The sequence below is a fragment of the Natrinema soli genome, from assembly GCF_028618695.1.
In genome coordinates this window covers 45,136-64,713 of sequence record NZ_JAQIVI010000210.1, presented here as the reverse complement: position 1 = coordinate 64,713, position 19,578 = coordinate 45,136, and the positions used below count along the sequence as shown (strand labels likewise).

Below are 19,578 nucleotides of genomic sequence, written 5' to 3'. Positions count from 1 at the left end.
CTCGCCCCTCCGCGGCGAGTTGCGCCGCGCGCCGAGCGAAGAGGAACGGGTCCGGCGTACAGGCCGCGCCGTACTCGCGGGCGACCGCCTGACTCTCGTCGCGCAGGTAGGCGTCGTAGTCGACGCTCCCGTCCGCGACGTACTCCCGCATCGCCTCGAGGGAGTCGTCGGGGTACTCCTCGGCGTCGTTTGGGTTGATTCCGACCACCGCGACGTCGTCGTACGCAGCGGAGAGTTCGTTCAGCAGTTCGAACTTCGCCTGCGCGTACGGGCAGTGATTGCAGGTGAAGACGACCAACAGCGCCTCGGCGTCGGCGAACGACTCGAGCGTGTACGTCTCGCCGTCGACGCCCTCGAGTTCGAAGTCGGGCGCGGCGTCGCCAGCCGCGAGTGCGGAGTCGGACTCTTTCATGACCATACCGTCGATTCGTCTCGTTCGTCCTTAATCGTCACGTTCGCTGAACCGACCCGCTCGAGCGAGCGATTCGTGAGACCGGCGAGACGACTTACATATTTGTACCCCCGGCCGCATCGACAGGGTATGAAGACGCTCAAGGTCACCGACGAACAGTACGCGTTCATCCAGTACCTCCGCGAGGAGATCTCCGAATCGGTCGTCGGCAAGTACGGCTTCGTCCGGGAACGCGACGCCGTCCAGTTCCTGATCGACAATCTCGACGAGGACATCGAGATCGATGCCGACGAGTTCGACTCATCGGCCACCGACGACGTCGCCGCGTCCGTCGGTGCCGCCATCGACGGAGAAACCGATCCGCACGAACTCGAGGAGGTCTCCTACGTCGAAGGTGAGACGCCGGCGGCCGACGAGATCGTCGACGAGGAGAGCGAGGACCCGGCGTCCGAGTCGGACGACGAGAACGAAGGGGACGCCGACGATGGATCGACCGACGACGGACCGAGCGAGGTGACCGAGGGGGAAGGGAACGACGAGGACGAAGCCGACGACGAGGCCGCGGACGGAGACGTCTCGACTGACGGGACGGACGCAGATGGTTCGGCCGACGACGACGATATGTTGGACGAGATGATGAGCCTGCTCGAGACCCACGATGACAAGTGGGACGAATCGAGTTCGGCGGACTACCGGTACAGCGTCGAACTCCCGGACGGCTCGAGCGAACAGGTCCAGACGAAAGACGACGTCCGGGCGCTTCTGTTCAAGAATTATCGCTGACTCGTGCCGGTTACGACGTTGTCTGCGCAGTTTCTGCCGCGCGTAGCGGATAGCGCATCACTCCCGAGCGCGGCCGTGGGACGGCATCGGCTTCGAGCGGCGTCCGGGATCCGCCATCGTCCTGTCGGGAGTGAGATCACGATCCGCCGTTCTCGCGTTCGGTTTCGATTTCGCGCGCCGCTTCGACGATCAGGTCGTCGTCGATGTGCTCGAGCAGTCGTTCGTGTCCGCGTTCGATCCGCCGCTCGATCTCGTCGTCGGCGAGATACGTCTCGAGCCTGCGGTCGATTTCCCGCTCGCGTATCTCGGCGAGGCGATCCGCCTCGAGGTCGTGATCATCGGGCACTCGGTCGTCGAAATACGTTCGCCACCGATCCCGGTCGCTCCACTCGCCGTCCAGTTCCGCCTCTCGTCGCATCCAGTCGTAGTAGTTCGCCACGGCGTCGGGGTACCCGGCTTCCCGTCGAACGTCCTCGACGACGGTGATCCCGACCCGCGTGCCGCGTCCGGCGGCCATGCTCGCCTGATAGCCGGTCTCGCCGTACGGCGACGCGACGAAGAGCCCGTCGACCGGCGTCGTCCCGTCGCTCTCGGCGTACCCCTTGTCGAAGTGCTCGTGTTCCTCGCCGTCGTGTTCGTGCGTCTCGAACATCGCCGTCTCGTCGTCGAGACCGCGCATGTACTCACCGTCGTAGCGCGTGGCCGCGATCACTCGACGCGCGGTGACCGGTTCTCCTTCCTGCGGGCTGATGAGAAAGCCCTCGCCGTCGTCGACGCGCTCGAGCGACTCGACGAGATCGGAACCGATCTCGCACCCCGCCTCCTCGGCGTGGTCGTGCAGCAGCCCGTACAGCGTCTCGACGTCGATCCCCGCGGGGAAGCCGAGGTAGTTCTCGAGGTAGGCACATCGCTGAATCGAGGACCGCCCGCGATCGAAGATGACCGTGTCCAAGCCGTACCGGGCCGTGAAGACGCCTGCTGCACAGCCCGCGGGACCGCCGCCAACGACGACGACATCGTGATCGAACGGTGTTTCCGCTCGAGCGGTATCGATCGAACTCATCGTTCGAACGCTCCGTTGATGATATCGGCGACTCGCTGGCGGTCGAATAGCCGGTTTGCTTCGGGCACTTCCGGGAATGACTCGGGTTCGAACGAGCCAAACGCATCAGGGTAGAGCTGTTGGGCGGTCATCTCCGTCTGCAGGAGGTTCACGATAGGGCCCTGTTCACCGTATTGGCCGGGATAGACGGCGTCCTCTCGAACGGCCGTCAGTTGACTGCCAACCGCATCTTCTTCCATCGGTCTCACGTACTGGTCGTGGAACGCTGATGCGGAGAACTGGTTCGTCTCACCCGTCGTCCCGATTCCCCAGTGGACGAGAATGATTTCCGGGTCGATTTCCAGTAATCGCTCGTAACTGATCTGGCCGCCTTCCTCTAGATCCCTCGAGAACGCGCTCTGTACGTTGAGGTCGCGGAACGGCTTCATTTCATACCCCTCACTGTTCGCATACAGCGGGTAGAACTGCCCCGAAGCCGGGATCGATCCACAGTTGATGAGACCGACCTGCGGACGCTCCGATTCAGGCGGCAGCCGAGACCGAATCTCCGACTGGAGTTCGTTGTGGACTGCAGCAAACGCCTCGTATCGCTCTCGTTCCTGAAACAGGTCTGCTAGCCGCTCGAATCCCTCGTAGAGGGTATACAGTTTGTAATCGTGGAACTCGCGTCGGCGGCGCATGTTGTTCCCGAAAAAGGGCGCGACGGTCTCACTGATCTCGACCGTGTCTTCTTCGTCCCAGTTGGCATCCCAGCCGACGCCGTGGAGATACTCGGGATCGATCAGGAACACGTCCGGTTCGAGTTCGTAGAAGCTCTCTTTATCCCAACTGTCCTCCGACCACATCGCCGGCAACTCCTCCTGTGTGGGGGTGTCGAGACCAAACGGCTCGAAGAGGAACCCTGGAATCATATTGCCGGCGGTACGGAACCCGTCACGCTGGCCAAGCGCAAACGCCATGTCAGCCCACCCCCCGTTGTAGACGGCGTACGTCTCTGGGACGTCCTCGAGGGAGAGACAACCGACGGGCTCGATGCACGCCTCGTACGATCCCTGCCCGTCGTTCCGTTGTGTCGCGTCGTCCTGTCCGACCAAGTCCGAACAGCCGGCCAGTACACTCCCCGTGACCAGCGTGCTACCGAATTTCAGCGTGTCTCTGCGTGTCGATATCTCGGTCGTGCTGTCGGTATTGTCACTCATTGGTGGTAGGTTCGTCACTGCAGTCTGTAATCTGCCGGCGGTCGAATCGCTGTTCAACTTCGCGGACGCCGGGAGCGTCGTCACCGTCTCTTGCAAGGCTCGTTTCGCATACGTGCGTGGATCGACTCGAGACGGAGTTACCGCGTCTTCCGTACGTCGTGTCGGTAGTGGCGTGAATCATCGGTCGTCGTTATCGTCTGGCCCTCACTGGCTGATCGGCGGCGATGAACGGCTCATCGTCCCCGGCGGCGAACGCCAGGCCGCCACACTCGCTGCGACGCACTCGCCACGACGGCAGGTCGGGGATGTCGTAGTCTGACGGCTCGCGGAACGCTCCCGCGATCGCCCACTCTCGAGCGCGCATTCAGCGGTCCCCCGCGATGATGTCTGCGACCGCCTGCCGGTCGAACAGCCGTTCGTCTTCCGGAATCTCCGGATACGGACCCTCGGTGTAGGTCGGCCACTCCCCGAATATTTCGGGATAGAGCTGTTTCGCGGTCATCTCGAGCTGGAACAGGTTCAGGATCGGCCCCTGGTAGCGCGCCCCCTGCGCGTAGACGCGACCGCTTTCGACCGCGGAGAGCTCTCGTCCGACGGCGTGATTCCGCAATGCCGATCGAATTCCGGGCATATCGGTTTGGGGGTGCATCCCGCCCAGTGAGAAGAGAACGTCGGGATCGGCCTCGAGCAGCCCTTCCATATCGATCGTGTCGCCGGAGGAGATGTCGTCACCCAGGGCACCGATCGGACCGAGCGGGCGCACGTGCGCCGTCAGAAACCCGGGCGCGTCCAGCGTGTAGACGTACATGCTCTCGATGTCGCTCATCCCCGCCAGAACTGCGGTCGGACGCTCCCGTTCCGGTGGGAGGTTCTCCTCGATCGTTTTCAGTAGGTCCGCGTGAATCGTCTCGAGCGCGTCGTATCTCGATTCCTCACGGAACGCCGCTGCGACCTTCTCGAACAGCTCCCAGAGGGTGTAATACTCGTAGTGATCGGCCCACTCGGTCGGCGGCTCGTCGTGTCTGTCGCTGAATTTGTTCCCGAACCAGGGTGAGACGGTTTCTCGCACCTCCTCGATATCCGTCATGCTCCAGCTATCGAGGGCGTTCACGCTCGCCGGGTCGGCGAGGTGGATATCGCTGTCGAGCTCGTAGAGCCTTCCCTTGTCCGGATCCCATGAGGAATACAATCCCGTCCAGTCCAACGTGACGCCCGGCAGTCGTTCGGTAAACTGGTTCCAGAGCTGGTCGTAGTAGTCGGGCGCGTGCATCGCGTTGACGTCGTCCCCCCGCCCGAGGGCGAACGCCATGCCTGCGTGGTGAGTCAGCCGCGTGAAGATGCTCTCGGGCGGCGAGTCGAACGAAACCTCGCCCATCGGGGCCATCGTCACCGAATACGAGCCGTCGCCGGACGAATCCGGTTCGCGCTGGCCGACGAGGTCCGAACAGCCCGCCAGCAGCCCGCCACCGACGACCGTTCCACCGTACTTCATGTAGTCTCGCCGCGTCGGTGCTCCAGTCATTCTGTCGGTATTGTCGTTCATCGGTCGAACTTTCCGTTGATAATGTCCGCGACTTCCTGCCGGTCGAACAGTTGCTCGTCACCGGTCACGTCCCCGAACGCATCGGGGAACAGCTGCTTCGCCGCTCGCTCGGTCAGGAAGAGATTGTGAATTGGTCCCTGATTGAGGTAGCCGCCGCGATACACTCGCCCGTTCCGGACGGCGGTGAGCTCGCTCCCGACGGGATGATTCTGCATGTAGTCGAGAACGACGTCCCGGAACTCCGTGGCGGATTTTCGCTCGTGGCCGCGGACGAGAATCACGTCGGGGTCGATCTCAAGGAGGTTCTCGTAATCGAGTTCACCGCGGTTCGTGGTGCTGAGGTTGTCGATGTCCGTCCTCGTCAGCGCGTCGTGGACGCCGAGGTCGCGCCACTGTTTCTTGCTCGTCCCCGCATCGTCGAGTCGATACGGCGAGAACGTCTCCGGTTCCTCGGTCCCCTCGAAGGTGAGGAAGACCTCCGGTCGGTCGTCAGCCGACGGGAGCCGCTCCCGTATCGACGCGATGAACTCGGTGTGGAGTTCGCTGAATGCCTCGTAGCGTTCCCGCTGCTGGAACACCTCGGCGACGATTTCGAAAGCCTCGTACAGCGTGTAGTAGCGATAGTCGTGCCACCCATCGGATCGTCGGAAGATCAGATTGCCGACGAACGGCGCGACGTTCGACGCGATCTCCTCGATATCTCCGTCGCTCCAGTCGAACCAGTTGACGAGCATCTGGGTATCGTACAGGTGCACGTCGCTCTCGAGCTCGTAGAACTCCTCTCTGGTTCGAACTTCGGGATATCGCTCGAGGACGTCTTGATCGACGGTCACGCCGGGCAGTTCGTCGTAGACGTAGGTATAGTAGCGATCCGCACCACCGATGCCCGTCAATCCATCGGCCTGCCCCAGTGCGACGGCCATATCGGCGTAGCCGCCGTCGTACGCGGCCCATCGCTCGGGCACCTGGTGGAACGTAACGTTCCCCATCGGTTCCATCGTCACGGAGTGCGATTCGGTCTCGGTCTCCGCATCCCCCGCCTGTCCGACGAGATCCGAACAGCCAGCGAGGGTAGCGCCGGTTGCGAGCGCCCCGCCGTACTTTAGCGTGTCTCTGCGTGTCGGTGCTTCGCGCATCGTCTCATCCCCTCCATATTTTTTGGCTAACCTAAAACATTAAAACTCCATCGATTATTAGGCGGGCCTAAAACTCATCGCCGATCTCCGATCGTCCCGTGAGCGTCCGGCTCGAGGTGGTCGTCGATATCGCCGACGAGTGCGGTGACTGCACCAGCGTCCAACGACTCGGCGACGGCTGCGTCTCTCGGTTCGCTCGTCCGTCGCCCGTCCGTAACGGCGCGTCCCATTCAGATTTTACCCATGTTCTCCTGTTTTCGCATCAGATAGAGGAAGTACGGGCCGCCGATGAGTCCGGTGACGATGCCGACGGGAATCTGCGTGGGACTCAACGCGAGTCGCGCGCCCACGTCGGCGGCGACCATCAACGCCGGACCGACGAACAGGCAGCCGATGACCAGTTTCTTCGAGTCGCTCCCGACCAGATTTCGAACCATGTGCGGGACGATGAGGCCGACGAACCCGACGATACCGGCGACGGCGATGCTCGCCGCCGCCGCGAGGACCGCGACCCCCGAGAGCGCGAACCGCACTTTCTCGATCGACATCCCCAGCGACTTCGCCGTCTGCTCGCCCAGCAAGAGGACGTTCATCTGGCGCGAGCCCGTGATGGAGAGTATAACGACCCCGATCGTCCACGGCAGTACGAGCCGGACCTGCTCCCAGTCGGTCCCGGTAAGCGAACCGGTGGTCCAGGCGATGGCCGACTGGACGACGCCGATATCGTCCGCGAAGAAAAACAGCGCCGTCTGCAACGAGCCGAAGACCGTTCCGACGATCACGCCGGCGAGCACCAGTCGGACCGGTGAGGTGCCGTTCTTCCAGGCGATCACGTAGACGATGAGAAACGCACCGGCCCCGCCGAAGGCCGCGATCAGCGGAAGAAACGCCGTTAGACTCCCGAACACGACGAGGGTCAGCAAAATCATAAGCCCCGCCCCGGAGGAAACGCCGAGGATGAACGGGCTCGCGAGTTCGTTCCGGGTCACCGCCTGAAAGATAGCCCCCGAGACGGCGAGGTTCATCCCGACGAGGACCGCGACGAACACCCGCGGGAGACGGATGTTCCAGACGATGAGACTTTCGGTGCTCATCTCGGGCACCGCCTCGCCGAGTAAGAACGCGTCCCAGGCCTGCGGATTGAACACCACGTTCGGGTTGAAGAGCGCGAGCCACGCCTCCGTGTGCGTCATCGAGTAGGCACCGTAGCTCACCTGTATCAGCCCGCCGACGAACACGATGGCGAGGCTACCGAGTACCACCGTGGCGAGTTTCGGATCGAGGAGCCACCCGAACCGCGTCTCGTTTCGTCGCGATGTCGCAGGCTCTCCCGTCGCGACGCTCGACTTCTTCCCGCTCATCGTCGGCGCACACCGGTTTGTTCGATCGGGGCGGTATGCGAGGAACAACTCGTCGTTCCGTCGGGTGATTCGCCACCGATACCGGATAGCGACGACTCTCCCGGGGTCGACACGCTGCCGATGACCGTCCCACCGTCCTTCACGCGTTCTCGTCGAGCCAGTCCGTCGATCTCCCCTGATTCGCCCGTCATACTGATTTAGGCCCACCTAAAACATAAAACCGTTCCGATTTTTAGGCTGGCCTAATTAACGCGGCGCGTCAGCGAGGGCCACCGCATTGCGGACAGATCGGTGGTCCCGGTTCGGGGAGCGAGAGCCCGCAATAGGGGCACTCGTCGCCGTTGGGAGCGGTGATTTCCCCGACGACCTCGTCGGTTCGCTCACGGATCGCCTCGATCGTTCCAATCTCCGCAGGTACGGCATCACCCGGCCCGTCGTCTCCGTCGATCACATAGCGGACTCGATCGGCGAGGAACGACACGGCGTCGTCGTCCGCGGCCGAACTCACGTCGGGTATCGTCACGTCCGAATCCGACCGGGCCAGCAAGCCCAACGCCTCGGCCGCCCGTCCCCGAACGTAAGGACTCTCGTCGTCTAGCCGCTCGGACAACGCAGTAACGCTCTCGGACAACGCGTCCGGATATTCACAGCCGACCGCAACCAGTGCGGTGCAGAGGTGATACCGAACGAGTTCGTTCGAATCAGTCAGATGCCCGGCCAGGTCCGCAACGTGATGACGGAGTCGATCCTGATCTCCCAGTGCCACGTATTCGAGCGCTTTCGCCAACTTCTCTCTCACCTCGGGTTCGTCGAACGACAGGCCGATTCGCAGGTCCGCCAGCACCTCGGGTGACGCGACCGCTTCCGGATGGTCGCGCGCGACGTAACCCAGCGCCTCCGCCGAACGAGCGCGCACGTAGTAGAACTCGTCGTCGTCGGCCAACCGGTCAGCGAGGGGTGAGACGACCGACGTGACCGCGTCAGGTTCGGCCTCGGCGACGACGACGAACAGTTTCGCAGTCGTCAGGCGAATCGAGCGCTCCTCGTCAGTGAGAAATAGCGCCAGCGGCGTCAGTACGGGCTCGAGCGCGGCCGGCCGCCGTTCGGCGAACTGTCGGAGTGTCCGGAGCGCTTCTTTCCGCGTCCTCGCGTCGCGCTCCGTGAGCTGTTCGACCCACGTCACGAGTTGCGCTCGCGGTTCCTCCGCGAAGAAATCCTCGAGTCGGTCGATCGACGGCGGCTGTCTCGGATCGTCCATAGATACCTCGAATCGTCTCGTAAATTCCGGTGTACCGGTGTAAAAAGTCCGCCATCGAAGCCGGACTGCCGCGCACCTACAGCGATCGGCAGCGGATCGGGATCGAATACGGACGGCCGACGGGGGCCTCCGCGACGACGAACGTCGCGCGATTTCGAATTCGGGTGCCACCGAACGGGCCCCCGCAGGAAGACGTCGGGTCTCGGGGCCGATCCCGCAGGGAGTCGGCGCACTCCGGGCCCGCCGCGGTCCGCCGGCCGAACAACGTTAGAACTTTACTCGCGCTCGCGCTTCCAAGCGGTATGAGCGAACGCGAGGTGCTCGAGTTGCTTCGTGAGAACGCGCGCTACTCCACGGCGGACATCGCGCGAATGACCGACCTCGAGGAGCAGGAGGTCGAGGCAACCATCGAGGAACTCGAGGCAGCGGGCCTCGTCCGGGGCTACCAGGCGGTCGTCGACTGGGACAAACTGGAAGACGAACGCGTCCGCGCCGAAGTCGAGTTGAACGTCACGCTCGACCGCGAGACGGGATACGACGACATCGCGGAGCGCCTCGCTCGGTTCCCGGAGGTCAAAGCCCTGCGGCTGATCAGCGGCGATTACGACTTCGATATGGAAGTCGAGGGCGACTCCATCCGCGAGGTTTCGCAGTTCATCAGCGAGAAGGTCGCGCCGGTCCCCGAGATCACCCAGACGGTCACTCACTACGTGATGACCTCTTACAAGGAGAACGGGATCGAGCTCGGCGACGGAGAGGGCGACGATCGCCTCTCCTTTTCACCCTGATCATGACGTTCGAACTGTCAGACCGGGTGCAGACGGTCCCGCCATCGGGCATTCGGCGCTTCTTCGAGATCGCCGAGGAACGCGACGAGGTCATCTCACTGGGCGTCGGCGAACCCGACTTCGCAGCGCCGTGGGCGGCTCGCGACGCCGCCATCACGTCGCTCGAGCAGGGAAAGACCTCCTATACAGCGAACCGCGGCAAGCGCGACCTCCGCGAAGCGATCGCGGACTACGTCGCCGACCGCTTCGATCTGGGGTACGATCCCGACGAGGAGATCATCGTCACCGCCGGCGCGAGCGAGGCGGTCGACCTGGCCTTCCGGGCGTTCGTCGATCCCGGCGACACGGTCGCGATCGCCCAGCCGTCGTACATCTCGTATGAACCCGGCGTCATTTTCGCCGGCGGCGAGGTGCTTCCCGTCCCGACGAGGGAGGAAGACGACTTCCGGCTGACGGTCGACGGCCTCGAGCGAGCCGGCGCGGCCGACGCGGACATGCTCGTCCTCTGTTACCCGAACAACCCGACGGGGGCGATCATGCCGGCTGCGGACCTCGAGCCGATCGCCGACTTCGTCCGCGAGCACGATCTGACGGTCCTTTCCGACGAGATTTACGCCGAGTTGACCTACGACGTTGACGAGTCACACTCGTCCGCTCGGAAGACGGAGTCTTCCGGCGGCGAGCACACCTCGATCGCGACCCTCGAGGGGATGCGCGAGCGCACCATCGTCTTCAACGGCTTCTCGAAGGCCCACGCGATGACCGGGCTCCGTCTGGGGTACGCGCTCGGGCCGGCCGACGCCATCGGCGCGATGAACAAGATCCACCAGTACACGATGTTGTCGGCCCCGACGACGGCCCAGTACGCCGCGCTCGAGGCCCTGGACTCCTGTGCCAACGACGTCCGGGAGATGGTTGACCAGTACGACCGCCGGCGACAGTTCGTCCTCTCGCGATTTCGCGAGATCGGCATGGACGTCTTCGAGGCCAAGGGCGCGTTCTACTGCTTCCCCGAGGTTCCCGAGGGGTTCACCGCGGAGGAGTTCGCCGAGGCCCTCCTGCGCGAACAGGGCGTCGCCGTCGTCCCCGGCGACGTCTTCGGCGGGAGCGGTGAGGGCCACCTTCGGGTCTCCTACGCGACCGGGCTCGAGGAGCTCCGTCAGGCGCTCAATCGGATCGAAGCGTTCGTCGACGAACACGCCTGAGTCGAGGCGGGGGCGGCCTCGAGGGATGGCCTCGAGCGCCGGATCGAGTTGGATTGGGTTGCTGACTTCTCACAGTACGTCTGCCCAATAGAGTCAGGGTACTGAGCAGGGTGTTCGATAGTGAGTCCGATGAAAGAAGTGTCCTGTTATCGTGGCAACAGGGAATCGCCACGCCCTCCCCAGCCGATTGCTACTCACGGGCCGAAGGCCCGTTCACGGGTCACCTCGTTCCCCGTTCACCTCGCGGTTCTCGCTCCCGGCAGTCGCTCCGAACCGCGCACCGTTCGTATGGTTCGCGGGACCGGAGGTCCCGCGCTAACGTTCGCGCCGCACGGCGCTCACTCATCCCTCGCACGAGATCGTCGACCGGCCTCGCGTTACTCGGCCGGTCAACAGCGCGCGCCACCGCACGCCGGATGGTCGGTCTGGAGTGAGACATGACTTTCAACAGAGCCAGGGGTGGAGCCAACCGTCAAAGGGGAACTCATCGGAGAGGAGAATAGGGGCAGGACGGAAGGGCCGACTCTGCTAGAGGTACGACGCGTCCCACCGGGTCGCCTTGCGCCGGTTGCCGCAGTTGTTGCACTCGATCCGACCCATCGCGTCCATCGCGTTGTCGATCGAGTCGCAGTTCCCGCAGAACCAGGCGTAGCGGTCGTGGCGATCCTCGCTCTTGTAGGCCGTGTAGAACGGCGACCTCGTCCCGCGAGCGGCTTCCCCGTAGCTCACGTAGACCGTCTCGCCGTCGGTCGTGACTTCGTCGATCGCCCCCCACTCGCCGTCGCCCTCGAGGCCGGCCTCGACGTAGACGTTTTCCGTGAAGGTTTCGTCGCCGATATCGACCTCGCGCTGACCGGCCTGCTCGAAGCCGTGGGATCGGTAGAACTCGTTGCCGCCCTCGTTGTCCGCGAGAACGAAACACTGGACTCCGTCCGCTCCGTCCTCGAGTAACGCTTCGCGAGTGCGGACCAGCAATCGAACGCCCGTGGCGTCGCCGCGGTGGTCGGGGTGGACGTGCAGCCAGAGCAAGTGGCCGGTGTTCGCCTGCTGGCCGACCAGTTCGCTCTGCGAGAAGCCGGCGATTTCGCCGTCGCGCTCGACGATCAGAAAGAGCGAGCGGTCGTCGGCGAGTTTGTCGGCGAGCGGGTCGCCGTACCACTGGTCGATCGCCTCGTCGATGGTTTCCTCCTCGAGAAATGCCGTGTACGTGGAGTTGAGCGAGTCGTGTGCGATCGAGCGAATCGCTGCGGCGTCCGAGTCAGTTGCTTCACGAACTTCCATGGCTGTCCGTAGCACAGCCAGATACAAAACGTATGCCCACAGTCCCAGCTTTTGCCTGACCGAGTCGTCGGGAAACCGTTTTTTCTCCGGAAAACGAAATACGGAACCACTCGAGCGGGTGGAACGCGAGTCGCCCGACGATACTGAAGGGAGAACATTCACGGTGGTGCCGCCGGAGCACGTCATATGAGCGACGACGCAGGGACGAGCGAGCCACCCGACCGAGCGGGCGGATCCGAAACGATGGCCGAGGCCTTTACCTACAACGGCGGCCGGGTCGATCCTGGTGAATCGGCGAACATTCGATACGGCATCAGCGAGACGTATCTCGGCGATCCCGTCAGGATCCCCGTCACGGTGATCAACGGCGAACATCCCGGGCCGACGGTCTTTCTCTCGGCGGCGGCCCACGGCGACGAACTCAACGGGATCGAGGTCGTTCGCGAGGTCGCCCACGACTGGGACCACTCCGTGCTCCACGGGACGCTGGTGTGCCTGCCGGTGATGAACGTTCCCGGCTTCCTCGCACAGGAGCGGTATCTGCCGATCTACGACCGGGATCTGAACCGATCGTTCCCCGGTCGGGAGGGGTCGACGAGTGCCAGACGGATGGCGCACCGGATCTTCACCAATTTCATCGAACCCTGTGACCTCGGGATCGACTTCCATACCTCCACGCGAGGGCGAACGAACATGCTCCACGTCCGGGCGAACATGGAGCGCTCCGACGTCGGCAGACTCGCCATGGCGTTCAGTTCGAACGTCATCATCGCCGGCGAGGGGCCGTCGGGGACGCTACGCCGCGAGGCGACCGAAGCCGGTATCCCCACGATCACCGTCGAAATGGGCGAGGCCCACCGATTTCAGCGTCGGCTGATCGACCGCGCGCTCACCGGCGTCGCGAGCGTCCTCGCGGAGTTCGGCTGCCACCGACGGTCGTCGGTCCACTGGCCCGGCTGGCGGACGATCATCGACGACGACAACGAGAAAACCTGGCTCCGCGCGGACGCCGGCGGCATCGTCGACATGAAACGCGGTCGCGGCGCGCTCGTCGAGGAGGGCGAGGTGATCTGTACGATCACGAACCCGTTCAAAGAGGAGGAAGACATCGTCACGGTCGAGGCCCCCTTCACCGGCCTCATCGTCGGCGTCCTCGAGAACCCGGTCGTCTACCCGGGGAACCCGCTCTGTCACCTGGTCGGCCTCTCGCAGGACACGCTCACGGCCCTCGAGCGCGAGCGGACGACGAAGAGTTCGCGATCGGATCTCTGAGGGACTGCCGACTGCCGCCGGGAAGTCGGACATCCGGGAGGGGGCGCCCGAACTGATTCGGCCTTTGTGGAAAAATCAGTTTTATTTTCGCCGGCACTGTTGCGCACTAAATATGGGCGGAAGAGATAAAAGTAACTTCTTTACCTGACTCAGTATTATAATAGCGGACTCTCATTGTGGTGGTATGGGTGACATTGACGATTTCCAGAGTTTCGATCGCCGGTTTCAGCAGCAACTCGATCGCATCGACGAGTTTCACCCCAAGGACCAGCCCTACGTCAAGCGATTCGTCCGGAAGTGCGACGGTCGAGTGAAGACCAGCAGCATGGCCGAATACCTGGGAAATCTCAGACTCAACGCGAGGCGCCTTGACCAACCGCTCATCGATCTCGACGAGGACAGCTTCGACGAGTTCATCTTCGAGCTGCAACACTCGCCGGAGTATGGCCGAGGCGACACGCCCGGATTCGCCGCCAAGACCGTCCAAACATACCAGTTCGCGTTGAAGAAGTTCCTCACGACGATCGACAGCCTCGTCGAGACGGACTTTTCCTGGGCCGAAGATATCGAACTGGTCACCCCTGACTCGACGCCGGTCACCGAGGACGATATCCTGACGAACGAGGACATCAAAGCGCTGTGTGACGGCGCAAACAACCTCCGAGATATCGCACTCGTCGAGTTCCTCGCTGATACCGGTGCCCGCATCTCGCTCGTCGGTTCTCTGCGGGTCGGCGATGTCGATCTCGAAAGCGACCAGGCGACGTTCACACCGAACCCGAACGCGTCGGGGCTGAAGGGCGCGGGAATCCGCCCCTATCCGATCATCGACGCCAAGGCAACGCTGCGAACCTACCTCCATCGCGTCCACCCGCGCCCCGATCGTGACGATGTCGCCTTCTTCCACAAGATGGAGGGGCATGGCAACGACCTCGAGGGAGACGATGGCTCGCTCGCCCCGCAGACCATCAGGAACCAGCTCCACCGAGCAGCCGAGAAGGCCGATATCGAGAAGCCGGTCAACCCCCATAACTTCCGCCACAGCGCGATCACGCGAATGCGTCGCGAAGGCTACGACCGTGCAGAGGTCGAACACCGGGTCCACTGGACGGTTGACTCCAACATGTGGAGTACGTACGAACACATCTCCGGCGAGCAACACAACGACGCTATCTTCGAGAAGGTTGGACTCGGAGACAGTGACGATGGGCCGTCGCAGGAACGCCAACCCTGTGGAAACTGCCTCGAACCCATCGCGCCGTATCATGACTACTGCCCGCGGTGTGGCGATGCCGTGACTCCGGAGGCTCGTGAGGCCACGAAAGAAGCGACTGCCGAAGGCTCTCAGTTCATCGTCGACGCCGACGGGGAACACGTCCAACTCGGTGTGAGTGAGATCTTGAGCGCGCTGGCCACGAACGACGTCCAGGTTGACGCTGACACGTCGGAGTGAGTTACTCATCCGGATCAACCTCTTCCAACACAGCATCGCAGGCTGCTGCGAACGCGTTGTATCCCTCTTCTTCGGCTTGCTGCTTCGCCTCCCGGACCGCATCGGGATGCTGTCGGCAGAAGCTCAGCGGATCGTCTTCGTCGGTGTCTATAAACCGTATCTCACTTTTTGAATCTGATTGGCTCATTGGTCGCTCACCTGATTGCGGACGTACTGCTGTTCGTCTGGAGATCGATCCGACAGCGGGATGCAGGTCGTCATCGTGCCGTCTTGGGCCACCAACAGGACGAGATCCGTCGACTCGTGGTAGCGTGCATGCTCGCCAGGCGGCTTGAGACTCGGGTAGTGCACCGACGTCGCCTCGCTCCACGCTGCCCGTGGGTCCAGATGTGACTGAGGCGATCGCTTCTCCCAGCGCCGTCGGGCGTGAGCTGATATCTCGAACTCGAAGTTCCGCGGAGACTGCGTGGTCGCGCTCATGGAACGATCGCCACCACAGTGATCACGCCGATGAAGGCGAGTCCGAGGGCGACTACGAGCAGGCCGGTTACTCGCGGATCCATCTGAGCGCGGTCGCGATCAGCTTCCGTGTGTAGTGATCGGCCAAAATGCTGAGGGCCGGATATGAATAGATAGGACGTTGTGCTGATAAACTGGGTGAATACAATGGCAGACCCCAAACGGACTGTAGCCGTTTGTGACCGTTGTGGATCAGTATACGCCGCAAAGGTCCTCCTATCGGGCCAAATTCGTCCGATAGGAACGCAGAACTGTCCCTGTGGGAATAGTGAATTCCAAAGGGCCCAGTGATCAGTTCCGCTCGAGGATTTGTCGGAGTTCATCGCGACTCACCCCGCTCGCGTGTGTAAACGTCTATCACAGGCCCGCGGACAGACGTGCTCCCGCGTCCCGTGCCGGCGACCATCCGGATGACGCTGTTCTTGTCGACGCGCTGAAGGACCGATGCCCGCCAGACGTTGCCGATCGCAGAGCGCAGCGCCGCCTGGACGTCCGGATTGTCGACCTCGTCGCAGAGCGCCTCGAGCTCGGAGCAGACATCGTCGACGCGATCGACGACCTCAAGGTTGCTGTCGGGCACCTCATCGTCGGTGAACCAGTCCTGGCGTGCCCCGCAGTCGGGACAGTACCGCGCCGACACACGGACCTCGGCCTCGCAGTCGTCGCAGTGGGTTCGGCACGAGCCGCCCGTCACAGCTGATCACCTCCCAGCTGTAGTGACCGCCGTTCTGAGACCAGATCACTTCGGCGGACAAAGTACAGGCTGGCGACCTCAGGCTGGGTGCTTATCCCGCGCAAATCACAAAATAGTGACATGGTCGGGAGTGAGCGCCGTCTTGTGGGTTTGGGTCTCACAGCTACTGTCCTCGCAGGCTTACTTATCGGGTGGACAATCGGTCTAATAGAGACTGATCTGGTCGGGCAGGGAGAAGCCCTGATCTTCGTCGCACTTGCCCTGCTCTTTCTGGGAAATCTAGTCATTTTCGTAGCCGAACTCGTGAAGGTCGAGTGGAATTCAACCTGACCAGTCCCGTCTGAGGACTGATCAACGCCCCCGTCGGTCGCGACTTCGGGCTCGGATTCGGCTTCGCCGGCCTGCTCCTGCTTCTTCGCCGCGATGAGCTTGTTACACTTCCCGACGAGGATCTGTCGAGTGATACCGTGCTCTTCGTGCTCGACGTGGACGATCTCCCGAAGCCGGTCGATCTCGGCTCGAGCCAGCAGCCCGTGCCATGAGAGGAGGTCCTCATTGTCGACCGCGCGGGCGATTGCTGCCTGGACGTCGTCCTTCTCGACGCTGTCAAGTTTCCGTCCCTGGTGGACAAGGTTTCCACAAGAGCCCCAGCGGGAATCGATCCCTGCGGGGAACTCGCGAACGTTTTCGAGCACCCACTGGTAGACATCGACCTCACCACCGTCGGCCCGCAGCTCGCTCGCCGGTGCGAACTCGCCGCCGTCGGGGGCGGTCTCGTCATCATCGGCCTCGAGGTCAACCTTGCAGTCGTCGCAGATGTGGGTGTCCGCGAGTCGCCGCGGGTCGTCGCGGACGTCGGCGACCGGTGTCTCGAAACACTCGCCGCAGGCAGCGGCGTGGCGTGTGCCTTCGAAGTACATTGAGGCGTGCCAGTCACCGTTGAGATCCTGGACCCAGCAGACGATCCCCACGTCGGCGTCAAAGTGATCCTCTGGGAGTCCGAGCCGATCCTCAAGTTCGTCCATCTTGCACTGCTGACACAGATAGTCCCGGTTGCCGCAGGTGGGACATGAGGACATCAGGCTTCACCTCGAGCCGTCCGAATTTCGTCGATACGCCCGCGTGCGTCTTCGAGAGCCTGATCAACTTCGCCCAAGTCAGCGTTGCCGGCGATTGCCGAGGAGAGGGCGGTGTTGAGCGTCGTGCGAAACTCTTCGGCGCTCATGTCGAATCACCACGCTCGTAGCCGCTGGTTCCACGAAGGTCCGCGAGCAGGTCGTTGAGGTAGTCTCTGCTGATGTCCTGCTCGTGGCAGAACCGTCGAAGTCGCGTTCCGATATCGCCAGGGGTACCGTGGTGATCATACCCGAACGTTCGCAGGAGACGGCGTCCCTGCCGGTGGGTCAACTCGAAGTCGACGAGCTCGTTGTCCAGGTAGAGCGGATTGTTGACGTACAGGCAGTTCGGACACTGGGGCACCTCACTGCGGGGTTTGACGAGTTTGCCGTCGGGACAGACCGGGCAGTCCTCGCCAGTCGGCTCGATCGGGACGCCCTTGTCGAGCGTCTTTTCGTCGGCGCTCATGCTTCCACCCGCTCGGACTCGAGCGTCTGCTGTTCGGCCTCGTCTTCCTCCTGGTCGTCCTCGAGGACGTACGCGACCGGGACGATCTCTTCGTCGACGAACCGCGCGAACTGCTCGATCGCCATCTCCTCGGGTTCCCAGATCGAGAAGTATCCGGAGCCATAGACAACGAGGCGGACGAACTCGCCGTTCCAGAGCGTCGTCAGCGCGACGCCGACGTCGGACTTGATCGCGTCCTTCTGCATTGCACCCTGGCCCCACTGGATTGAGATGTCGTCACCGTTGAACTCTCGCGACGCCATCTCGATTGTGTAGTCGCGATCGGCATCGCGCTGATTGCGCACGAACTCTGCGGGCGACAGTCCGACGCGATCGATCTCGACGCCGGTGCGCTTGACGAACTCCGTGAACGGCCAGTCGACCTTCAGATGGTCGTCCTGGTCGCGGGCCGAGTGCGTGCGCTCGGCGACGATCCACCCGCCGCCGGTGACGTCAGCGATCCAGTCGGAGGCGACCGTTCGGGTTCGCGTTTCGCGCTCGACCTCGATCTCATGGCCATCTCTGTTGACGATCTCCTCTTCTTTCGGAACGCGGCCGGCGACCTGCCCGCGCTGGACAGTGAGCTCGTCATTGAGGTAGCTGACCGCTGACTCGACGTGGAGCGAGCGGTGCGTGTCGTGATAGTTCTCGAGTGGGTTGTCGACGGTTTCGGTTAGGAACGCGAGTTTGCCGTCGATCATTCCGGCTCACCCCCGTCGTTCTCCGCCTCGGAATCACCCATCGCCTGCTCGTACGCTTCGGTGATGTGGCCGCTGTACTCGGTCGGGACGAGCAGCCGGATAGCGTGCTCGAACGATCGGGGACGATCCTCGCTGGGATCGCCGTCGACGGCGAACGCCCGCTCCATCATCGTCTCGATCAGGTCGTGGGCGACCGCCTCGTCACTTCCGTCGTTCGTCTCGACGCTATCGTCGATCTCGATCCCCGTGGCGTCGGACAAGTTACGCTCGACATCCTCGTCCGTAACTTCGCCCGAGTCGGTGTCGAGGACGACCTTGAGCGTGGCCACGGTCTCGGTCGCCCGCGTACCCGACAGAAGCGAGGCAGCCAGCGCCGATTGAGCCGGCTCGAGTTGTCGGCCGAGGTCAACATCACGGACATCGCCGCCAGCATTGTCAATCGACTCGAGGACGTCCCCGAGCGCGTGGGCTTCGTCGGCGTTCATTCACCATCGCCCTCGGTGATCTGCTCCTCGAGCCACTCCATTTCATACTCGAGAGCAGCCTTTCCTTTCGGCGAGATGGCGTAGTTGTTGGTCCGCTTGTCGAGTTCGGACTTGTCGACGAGTTCCTGACCGACCAAATCATCAAGATTTGGGTAGAGGCGGCCATGATTAATTTCCTCACCGTAGTATTCTGAAAGCTCTTCTTTGACTGCCAGACCGTACCGATCGTCAGCTGCGAGGATCGCGAGGATCCGAACCTGAAACTTTGTCAGGTCGGCCGCGATGGACTGAATGTCCCCGTTCCGGGAGTTTCTGGTGTTCTTCGACGTGGCGTTGCGCTTATCTGTGTCGTTTGAGTCTGCGTACATGGTTACGGATGTGCCGGGGCGGGATTCCTGCCCCGGAATGGTTGTCGTCTGTAACCCGCGGACAGCCGAGGACGCCGTTTCTTGGAAGGTTGGGGCGTCCTCGGCGGTGGCCGCGAGTGGCTGATTCTCTGTTGAACCCGATACACACTAAAAGTGACACGCGGCATTTCGAAATAACCGAGTTGCGGAGTAGTCGGCTACTACCGGGATTACTGGCCGGTGTAGCCGTCGGTTTACTATGTCCGCGTGCCGCGTCTATGATCATGCGATATCAGGTCGTTCTCGAGTCGGGTGCTGGTGACACCCGGCTCACTTCAGTTTAGTTCTGAGCCGTTGCTCCGTCGATCGAGTCCTCGCTATCCGCGTTTCCCCTGACCACCTCCTCCCCGTGCTCGGCGACATAATTCTCGAGGGCATCGCGGACTACTTCGGAC

At 62.7% G+C, this 19,578-nt stretch carries 25 protein-coding genes; 5 read left to right on the top strand and 20 right to left on the bottom strand.

The genetic code is table 11. The features are described 5' to 3' along the window. A partial coding sequence (locus tag PGX04_RS13910) for a redoxin domain-containing protein (RefSeq protein WP_273739064.1) occupies window positions 1-418 on the bottom strand: 418 nt, incomplete at its 3' end. Window positions 419-541: 123 nt separating this feature from the next. Here PGX04_RS13910 and PGX04_RS13905 point away from each other — a divergent pair. Next, window positions 542-1,195: a hypothetical protein gene (locus PGX04_RS13905; protein ID WP_273739063.1), complete on the top strand. Its 654-nt coding sequence runs from the start codon at window positions 542-544 to the stop codon at window positions 1,193-1,195. A gap of 136 nt (window positions 1,196-1,331) precedes the next feature. On the opposite strand, the gene PGX04_RS13900 is transcribed toward PGX04_RS13905, so the two are convergent. The 9 genes from PGX04_RS13900 to PGX04_RS13860 all read right to left on the bottom strand — a co-directional run bounded on the left by PGX04_RS13900 (window position 1,332) and on the right by PGX04_RS13860 (window position 8,755). Further along, complete coding sequence (locus tag PGX04_RS13900; RefSeq protein WP_273739062.1) at window positions 1,332-2,258, bottom strand: FAD-dependent oxidoreductase; 927 nt, start codon at window positions 2,256-2,258, stop codon at window positions 1,332-1,334. Beyond that, window positions 2,255-3,457: an ABC transporter substrate-binding protein gene (locus PGX04_RS13895; RefSeq protein ID WP_273739061.1), complete on the bottom strand. Its 1,203-nt coding sequence runs from the start codon at window positions 3,455-3,457 to the stop codon at window positions 2,255-2,257. The genes PGX04_RS13900 and PGX04_RS13895 overlap by 4 nt, the downstream gene beginning before the upstream one ends. Window positions 3,458-3,647: 190 nt before the next feature. Then, entirely contained in the window at window positions 3,648-3,821 is a 174-nt protein-coding gene (locus PGX04_RS13890) for a hypothetical protein (RefSeq protein ID WP_273739060.1), read from the bottom strand. Next, window positions 3,822-5,000 carry an ABC transporter substrate-binding protein gene (locus PGX04_RS13885; protein ID WP_273739059.1) on the bottom strand — a complete coding sequence of 393 codons (1,179 nt, stop codon included), beginning with the start codon at window positions 4,998-5,000 and terminating at the stop codon, window positions 3,822-3,824. Continuing rightward, window positions 4,997-6,136 (bottom strand): ABC transporter substrate-binding protein, encoded by a 1,140-nt coding sequence (locus tag PGX04_RS13880; protein WP_273739058.1) that lies wholly within the window; start codon window positions 6,134-6,136, stop codon window positions 4,997-4,999. Before PGX04_RS13880 ends, PGX04_RS13885 begins: the two co-directional genes overlap by 4 nt. Window positions 6,137-6,210: 74 nt before the next feature. Further along, window positions 6,211-6,366, bottom strand: a complete 156-nt coding sequence (locus PGX04_RS13875; RefSeq protein WP_273739057.1) for a hypothetical protein — start codon at window positions 6,364-6,366, stop codon at window positions 6,211-6,213. Continuing rightward, the gene (locus PGX04_RS13870; RefSeq protein WP_273739056.1) at window positions 6,367-7,497 is read right to left on the bottom strand and encodes a FecCD family ABC transporter permease; all 1,131 of its coding nucleotides are present in this window, start codon (window positions 7,495-7,497) and stop codon (window positions 6,367-6,369) included. Continuing rightward, complete coding sequence (locus PGX04_RS13865; RefSeq protein ID WP_273739054.1) at window positions 7,494-7,688, bottom strand: hypothetical protein; 195 nt, start codon at window positions 7,686-7,688, stop codon at window positions 7,494-7,496. The genes PGX04_RS13870 and PGX04_RS13865 overlap by 4 nt, the downstream gene beginning before the upstream one ends. Window positions 7,689-7,756: 68 nt before the next feature. Continuing rightward, on the bottom strand, window positions 7,757-8,755 hold the full coding sequence (locus tag PGX04_RS13860; RefSeq protein ID WP_273739053.1) for a HEAT repeat domain-containing protein: 999 nt from the start codon (window positions 8,753-8,755) through the stop codon (window positions 7,757-7,759). A 302-nt stretch (window positions 8,756-9,057) separates the two neighbouring features. Here PGX04_RS13860 and PGX04_RS13855 point away from each other — a divergent pair, with 302 nt between their 5' ends. Together PGX04_RS13855 and PGX04_RS13850 are read left to right on the top strand one after the other, a co-directional pair. Further along, on the top strand, window positions 9,058-9,543 hold the full coding sequence (locus tag PGX04_RS13855) for an Lrp/AsnC family transcriptional regulator (protein WP_273739052.1): 486 nt from the start codon (window positions 9,058-9,060) through the stop codon (window positions 9,541-9,543). 2 nt (window positions 9,544-9,545) lie between these two features. Further along, on the top strand, window positions 9,546-10,748 hold the full coding sequence (locus tag PGX04_RS13850) for a pyridoxal phosphate-dependent aminotransferase (protein ID WP_273739051.1): 1,203 nt from the start codon (window positions 9,546-9,548) through the stop codon (window positions 10,746-10,748). A gap of 528 nt (window positions 10,749-11,276) precedes the next feature. Here PGX04_RS13850 and PGX04_RS13845 read toward each other — a convergent pair. Beyond that, window positions 11,277-12,029 carry a GNAT family N-acetyltransferase gene (locus PGX04_RS13845; RefSeq protein WP_273739050.1) on the bottom strand — a complete coding sequence of 251 codons (753 nt, stop codon included), beginning with the start codon at window positions 12,027-12,029 and terminating at the stop codon, window positions 11,277-11,279. A gap of 186 nt (window positions 12,030-12,215) precedes the next feature. Between PGX04_RS13845 and PGX04_RS13840 the strand changes: the two genes are divergently transcribed. Beyond that, window positions 12,216-13,301: a succinylglutamate desuccinylase/aspartoacylase family protein gene (locus PGX04_RS13840; RefSeq protein WP_273739049.1), complete on the top strand. Its 1,086-nt coding sequence runs from the start codon at window positions 12,216-12,218 to the stop codon at window positions 13,299-13,301. Between the two features lie 184 nt (window positions 13,302-13,485). Further along, window positions 13,486-14,754, top strand: coding sequence for a tyrosine-type recombinase/integrase (locus tag PGX04_RS13835; protein WP_273739048.1), 1,269 nt, complete (start codon window positions 13,486-13,488; stop codon window positions 14,752-14,754). A 1-nt stretch (window position 14,755) separates the two neighbouring features. On the opposite strand, the gene PGX04_RS13830 is transcribed toward PGX04_RS13835, so the two are convergent. From PGX04_RS13830 to PGX04_RS13790, 9 genes are all read right to left on the bottom strand, one after another. Further along, complete coding sequence (locus tag PGX04_RS13830; RefSeq protein ID WP_273739047.1) at window positions 14,756-14,941, bottom strand: hypothetical protein; 186 nt, start codon at window positions 14,939-14,941, stop codon at window positions 14,756-14,758. Then, on the bottom strand, window positions 14,938-15,234 hold the full coding sequence (locus tag PGX04_RS13825; protein ID WP_273739046.1) for a hypothetical protein: 297 nt from the start codon (window positions 15,232-15,234) through the stop codon (window positions 14,938-14,940). Before PGX04_RS13825 ends, PGX04_RS13830 begins: the two co-directional genes overlap by 4 nt. A 358-nt stretch (window positions 15,235-15,592) precedes the next feature. Continuing rightward, window positions 15,593-15,967, bottom strand: coding sequence for a hypothetical protein (locus PGX04_RS13820; RefSeq protein ID WP_273739045.1), 375 nt, complete (start codon window positions 15,965-15,967; stop codon window positions 15,593-15,595). Next, complete coding sequence (locus PGX04_RS13815) at window positions 15,964-16,992, bottom strand: hypothetical protein (protein WP_273739044.1); 1,029 nt, start codon at window positions 16,990-16,992, stop codon at window positions 15,964-15,966. The genes PGX04_RS13820 and PGX04_RS13815 overlap by 4 nt, the downstream gene beginning before the upstream one ends. A gap of 53 nt (window positions 16,993-17,045) precedes the next feature. Further along, complete coding sequence (locus PGX04_RS13810) at window positions 17,046-17,192, bottom strand: hypothetical protein (RefSeq protein ID WP_273739043.1); 147 nt, start codon at window positions 17,190-17,192, stop codon at window positions 17,046-17,048. Continuing rightward, window positions 17,189-17,551: a hypothetical protein gene (locus tag PGX04_RS13805; RefSeq protein WP_273739042.1), complete on the bottom strand. Its 363-nt coding sequence runs from the start codon at window positions 17,549-17,551 to the stop codon at window positions 17,189-17,191. Before PGX04_RS13805 ends, PGX04_RS13810 begins: the two co-directional genes overlap by 4 nt. Then, the gene (locus tag PGX04_RS13800) at window positions 17,548-18,291 is read right to left on the bottom strand and encodes a hypothetical protein (RefSeq protein ID WP_273739041.1); all 744 of its coding nucleotides are present in this window, start codon (window positions 18,289-18,291) and stop codon (window positions 17,548-17,550) included. The genes PGX04_RS13805 and PGX04_RS13800 overlap by 4 nt, the downstream gene beginning before the upstream one ends. After that, window positions 18,288-18,776, bottom strand: a complete 489-nt coding sequence (locus PGX04_RS13795; protein ID WP_273739040.1) for a hypothetical protein — start codon at window positions 18,774-18,776, stop codon at window positions 18,288-18,290. The genes PGX04_RS13800 and PGX04_RS13795 overlap by 4 nt, the downstream gene beginning before the upstream one ends. Then, entirely contained in the window at window positions 18,773-19,144 is a 372-nt protein-coding gene (locus PGX04_RS13790; RefSeq protein WP_273739039.1) for a PadR family transcriptional regulator, read from the bottom strand. Before PGX04_RS13790 ends, PGX04_RS13795 begins: the two co-directional genes overlap by 4 nt. Window positions 19,145-19,578: the final 434 nt, after the last annotated feature.

Excerpts from the sequence above, each read along its gene's own strand:
- PGX04_RS13905 (WP_273739063.1), top strand. The coding sequence starts at position 542 with ATGAAGACGCTCAAGGTCACCGACGAACAGTACGCGTTCATCCAGTAC.
- PGX04_RS13900 (WP_273739062.1), bottom strand. The coding sequence starts at position 2,258 with ATGAGTTCGATCGATACCGCTCGAGCGGAAACACCGTTCGATCACGAT.
- PGX04_RS13895 (WP_273739061.1), bottom strand. The coding sequence starts at position 3,457 with ATGAGTGACAATACCGACAGCACGACCGAGATATCGACACGCAGAGAC.
- PGX04_RS13890 (WP_273739060.1), bottom strand. The coding sequence starts at position 3,821 with ATGCGCGCTCGAGAGTGGGCGATCGCGGGAGCGTTCCGCGAGCCGTCA.
- PGX04_RS13885 (WP_273739059.1), bottom strand. The coding sequence starts at position 5,000 with ATGAACGACAATACCGACAGAATGACTGGAGCACCGACGCGGCGAGAC.
- PGX04_RS13880 (WP_273739058.1), bottom strand. The coding sequence starts at position 6,136 with ATGCGCGAAGCACCGACACGCAGAGACACGCTAAAGTACGGCGGGGCG.
- PGX04_RS13875 (WP_273739057.1), bottom strand. The coding sequence starts at position 6,366 with ATGGGACGCGCCGTTACGGACGGGCGACGGACGAGCGAACCGAGAGAC.
- PGX04_RS13870 (WP_273739056.1), bottom strand. The coding sequence starts at position 7,497 with ATGAGCGGGAAGAAGTCGAGCGTCGCGACGGGAGAGCCTGCGACATCG.
- PGX04_RS13865 (WP_273739054.1), bottom strand. The coding sequence starts at position 7,688 with ATGACGGGCGAATCAGGGGAGATCGACGGACTGGCTCGACGAGAACGC.
- PGX04_RS13860 (WP_273739053.1), bottom strand. The coding sequence starts at position 8,755 with ATGGACGATCCGAGACAGCCGCCGTCGATCGACCGACTCGAGGATTTC.
- PGX04_RS13855 (WP_273739052.1), top strand. The coding sequence starts at position 9,058 with ATGAGCGAACGCGAGGTGCTCGAGTTGCTTCGTGAGAACGCGCGCTAC.
- PGX04_RS13850 (WP_273739051.1), top strand. The coding sequence starts at position 9,546 with ATGACGTTCGAACTGTCAGACCGGGTGCAGACGGTCCCGCCATCGGGC.
- PGX04_RS13845 (WP_273739050.1), bottom strand. The coding sequence starts at position 12,029 with ATGGAAGTTCGTGAAGCAACTGACTCGGACGCCGCAGCGATTCGCTCG.
- PGX04_RS13840 (WP_273739049.1), top strand. The coding sequence starts at position 12,216 with ATGAGCGACGACGCAGGGACGAGCGAGCCACCCGACCGAGCGGGCGGA.
- PGX04_RS13835 (WP_273739048.1), top strand. The coding sequence starts at position 13,486 with ATGGGTGACATTGACGATTTCCAGAGTTTCGATCGCCGGTTTCAGCAG.
- PGX04_RS13830 (WP_273739047.1), bottom strand. The coding sequence starts at position 14,941 with ATGAGCCAATCAGATTCAAAAAGTGAGATACGGTTTATAGACACCGAC.
- PGX04_RS13825 (WP_273739046.1), bottom strand. The coding sequence starts at position 15,234 with ATGAGCGCGACCACGCAGTCTCCGCGGAACTTCGAGTTCGAGATATCA.
- PGX04_RS13815 (WP_273739044.1), bottom strand. The coding sequence starts at position 16,992 with ATGGACGAACTTGAGGATCGGCTCGGACTCCCAGAGGATCACTTTGAC.
- PGX04_RS13810 (WP_273739043.1), bottom strand. The coding sequence starts at position 17,192 with ATGAGCGCCGAAGAGTTTCGCACGACGCTCAACACCGCCCTCTCCTCG.
- PGX04_RS13805 (WP_273739042.1), bottom strand. The coding sequence starts at position 17,551 with ATGAGCGCCGACGAAAAGACGCTCGACAAGGGCGTCCCGATCGAGCCG.
- PGX04_RS13800 (WP_273739041.1), bottom strand. The coding sequence starts at position 18,291 with ATGATCGACGGCAAACTCGCGTTCCTAACCGAAACCGTCGACAACCCA.
- PGX04_RS13795 (WP_273739040.1), bottom strand. The coding sequence starts at position 18,776 with ATGAACGCCGACGAAGCCCACGCGCTCGGGGACGTCCTCGAGTCGATT.
- PGX04_RS13790 (WP_273739039.1), bottom strand. The coding sequence starts at position 19,144 with ATGTACGCAGACTCAAACGACACAGATAAGCGCAACGCCACGTCGAAG.